Source organism: Methyloceanibacter sp. (assembly GCF_035650995.1).
GTDB lineage: Bacteria > Pseudomonadota > Alphaproteobacteria > Rhizobiales > Methyloligellaceae > Methyloceanibacter.
The window spans coordinates 1-3,724 of record NZ_DASRGO010000147.1 but is presented as its reverse complement, the minus strand read 5'-3'; the positions used below and the strand labels follow the sequence as shown (position 1 = coordinate 3,724).

Genomic DNA, 3,724 nt, shown 5'->3' with positions numbered 1-3,724 from the left:
CACCTTGCCGGTCGACGGATTCTTGATGTTCTCCGCCGCCGTGCGGCCGAGCACACGCTGTCCGAGCGAGACGGTGACCTCGCCCGCCTCAAGAATGGCGCGCGCGGTGATGCCCTCGTCGGTGCCGCAATCCTCCTCGTTCACGATGCAGTCCTGCGCCACGTCGACGAGACGGCGGGTGAGATAGCCCGAGTTGGCCGTCTTGAGCGCGGTGTCGGCGAGGCCCTTGCGGGCGCCGTGGGTCGAGTTGAAGTACTCGAGCACCGACAGCCCCTCCTTGAAGTTGGAGATGATCGGCGTCTCGATGATCTCGCCCGACGGCTTGGTCATCAGACCGCGCATGCCGGCGAGCTGCTTCATCTGCGCCGGAGAACCGCGCGCGCCCGAGTGCGACATCATATAGATCGAGTTGATGGGCTTCGCCCGGCCGGTCTTGGAGTCCTTCTCAACCGCCGAGATGCGCTTCATCATCTCCTTGGCGACCTGCTCGGTGCATTCCGTCCAGGCGTCGACCACCTTGTTGTACTTCTCGCCGCGGGTGATCAGGCCGTCATTATATTGCTGCTCGTACTCGCGCACGAGATCGCCGGTCTTGTGGACGATGGCGTCCTTGCTCTCCGGGATCACCATGTCGTCCTTGCCGAACGAGATGCCGGCGCGGCAGGCATAGCGGAAGCCCAATCCCATGATCTTGTCGCAGAAGATGACCGTCTCCTTCTGACCGCAGTGGCGGTAGACCACGTCGATCATGTGAGAGATGTCCTTCTTGGTCAGCAGCCGGTTGACCAGGTCGAAGCTGATGCTCGGATGGCGCGGCAGGAGCTCGCCGAGCAGCATGCGGCCGGGCGTCGTGTCGTAGATCCTCGACACCTTGTTGCCCTTCTCGTCGACCGTGACGAAGCGGCCTTTGATCTTGGCGTGCAGCGTGACCACCTTGGCGTCGAGCGCGTGATGGATCTCGGCGGTGTTGCCGAAGATCATCCCCTCGCCCGGCTCGTTGTCGGACATGATCGACAGGTAATACAGGCCGAGCACGATGTCCTGCGACGGCACGATGATCGGCGAGCCGTTGGCCGGGTGCAGGATATTGTTGGTCGACATCATCAGCACGCGGGCCTCGAGCTGCGCCTCGAGCGACAGCGGCACGTGCACCGCCATCTGGTCGCCGTCGAAATCAGCGTTGAAGGCGGCGCAAACAAGCGGATGCAACTGGATGGCCTTGCCTTCGATCAGCACCGGCTCGAAGGCCTGGATGCCGAGGCGGTGCAGGGTGGGCGCGCGGTTGAGCAGCACCGGGTGCTCGCGGATCACCTCATCGAGGATATCCCAAACCTCCGGCTTCTCCTTCTCCACCAGCTTCTTCGCCTGCTTCACCGTGGCGGCATGGCCCTTGGCGTCGAGCCGCGCATAGATGAACGGCTTGAACAGCTCGAGCGCCATCTTCTTCGGCAGGCCGCACTGATGCAGTTTGAGCTCGGGGCCGACCACGATCACCGAACGGCCGGAATAATCGACGCGCTTGCCGAGCAGGTTCTGGCGGAAGCGGCCCTGCTTGCCCTTGAGCATGTCGGCGAGCGACTTCAGCGGCCGCTTGTTGGCGCCGGTGATAACGCGTCCGCGCCGGCCGTTGTCGAACAGGGCGTCGACCGCCTCTTGCAGCATGCGCTTCTCGTTGCGGATGATGATGTCCGGCGCGCGCAGCTCCATCAGCCGCTTCAGACGGTTGTTGCGGTTGATGACGCGGCGATAGAGATCGTTCAGATCGGAGGTGGCGAAACGGCCGCCGTCGAGCGGAACGAGCGGGCGGAGCTCAGGCGGAATGACCGGAACGACCGTCATGATCATCCACTCCGGCCGGTTGCCCGACTGGATGAAGGCCTCGACCACCTTGAGGCGCTTGGCGAGCTTCTTGGGCTTGAGCTCGGAGGTCGACTCGGCGATCTCGACGCGCAAATCGGCGGCGAGCTTCTCGAGGTCGATCGCCTTGAGCAGCTCGCGGATCGCCTCGGCGCCGATCGACGCCGTGAACGAATCCTCGCCGAACTCCTCCTGCGCCTTGAGATAATCCTCCTCGGTGAGGAGCTGAAGCGGCTTGAGCGAGGTAAGTCCCGGCTCGATCACGATGTAGTTCTCGAAATAGAGCACGCGCTCGAGGTCCTTGAGCGTCATGTCGAGCAAAAGGCCGATGCGCGAGGGAAGCGACTTCAGGAACCAGATATGGGCGACCGGCGCGGCAAGCTCGATATGGCCCATGCGCTCGCGCCGGACCTTGGCGAGCGTCACCTCGACGCCGCACTTCTCGCAGATGACGCCCTTGTACTTCATGCGCTTGTACTTGCCGCACAAGCACTCGTAGTCCTTCACCGGACCGAAGATGCGCGCGCAGAACAGCCCGTCGCGCTCCGGCTTGAAGGTGCGGTAGTTGATCGTCTCCGGCTTCTTGATCTCGCCGTAGGACCAGGACAGGATTTTTTCCGGACTCGCGATGCCGATGCGAATCTGGTCGAAATTCTGCTGCTGGACCTGCGGACTGAAGATGTTGACGATTTCTTGATTCATTCTCTGGTCTCCCAACAGGCGGCCTGAGCCGCCCTTCGGTTGGTCGCGTCTATCTCACTCTATATCCAAGCGAGCCTCACTCGGCCGCCGGGCGCGGCAGCCGCGCCCGTTGCGGCTGCTCCTCGGGCTTGGGCTGCACCAATTCGACGTTGAGCCCGAGCGCCCGCATCTCCTTGACGAGCACGTTGAACGACTCGGGGATGCCGGCCTCGAACGTGTCGTCGCCGCGGACGATCGCCTCGTACACCTTGGTGCGTCCCGCCACGTCGTCCGACTTGACGGTCAGCATCTCCTGCAGCGTGTAGGCCGCGCCGTACGCCTCGAGCGCCCACACCTCCATCTCGCCGAAGCGCTGGCCGCCGAACTGGGCCTTGCCGCCGAGCGGCTGCTGGGTCACGAGGCTGTAAGGACCGATCGAGCGGGCGTGGATCTTGTCGTCCACGAGGTGGTGGAGCTTCAGCATATAGATGTAGCCGACCGTCACCTTGCGCTCGAACTCCTCGCCGGTGCGCCCGTCGTAGAGCGTCACCTGTCCCGAGCCGTCGAGACCGGCCGCTTCGAGCAGGGCCGTCACGTCGCCTTCGTGCGCGCCGTCGAACACCGGCGTCGCCACCGGCACGCCGGCGCGAAGGTCCTCGCTCACCTCGATCAGGTGCTCGTCCTTGAGCGCCGAGACGGTCTTGTCGTCGCCGTAGATCGTCTTCAGCAGATCCTTGAGCGGCTTCACCTTCCGGGACTCGTAATAGGCGTCGAGCGCCTCGCCGATCTTGTTGCCAAGCCCCCGGCAGGCCCATCCGAGATGGGTCTCGAGAATCTGGCCGACATTCATGCGCGAAGGCACCCCGAGCGGATTGAGCACGATGTCCACAGGCGTACCGTCGGCGAGATAGGGCATGTCCTCGATCGGCACGATCTGGCTGATCACGCCCTTGTTGCCGTGACGTCCGGCCATCTTGTCGCCGGGCTGAATCTTGCGCTTCACCGCCACGAACACCTTGACCATCTTCATCACGCCGGGCGGCAACTCGTCGCCGCGCTGCAGCTTGTCGACCTTGTCGACGAAGCGCTGCTCGAGCCGCTTCTTGGCCTCTTCGTACTGGCGGCGGATCGCCTCGACCTCGGCCATCGCCTTCTCGTTCTTGAGCGCGATCTCCCACCAGTGGGT

1 protein-coding gene and 1 pseudogene are annotated in these 3,724 nt (G+C 63.7%); both read right to left on the bottom strand.

Annotated elements, in window-relative coordinates; translation table 11 throughout:
- Nucleotides 1-2,559 (bottom strand): DNA-directed RNA polymerase subunit beta' (gene rpoC / locus VFB18_RS11065; protein WP_324974955.1); only part of this gene is annotated, 2,559 nt, incomplete at its 3' end.
- 76 nt (nucleotides 2,560-2,635) lie between these two features.
- Nucleotides 2,636-3,724, bottom strand: a pseudogene (locus VFB18_RS11060) (DNA-directed RNA polymerase subunit beta); the annotation flags it as partial.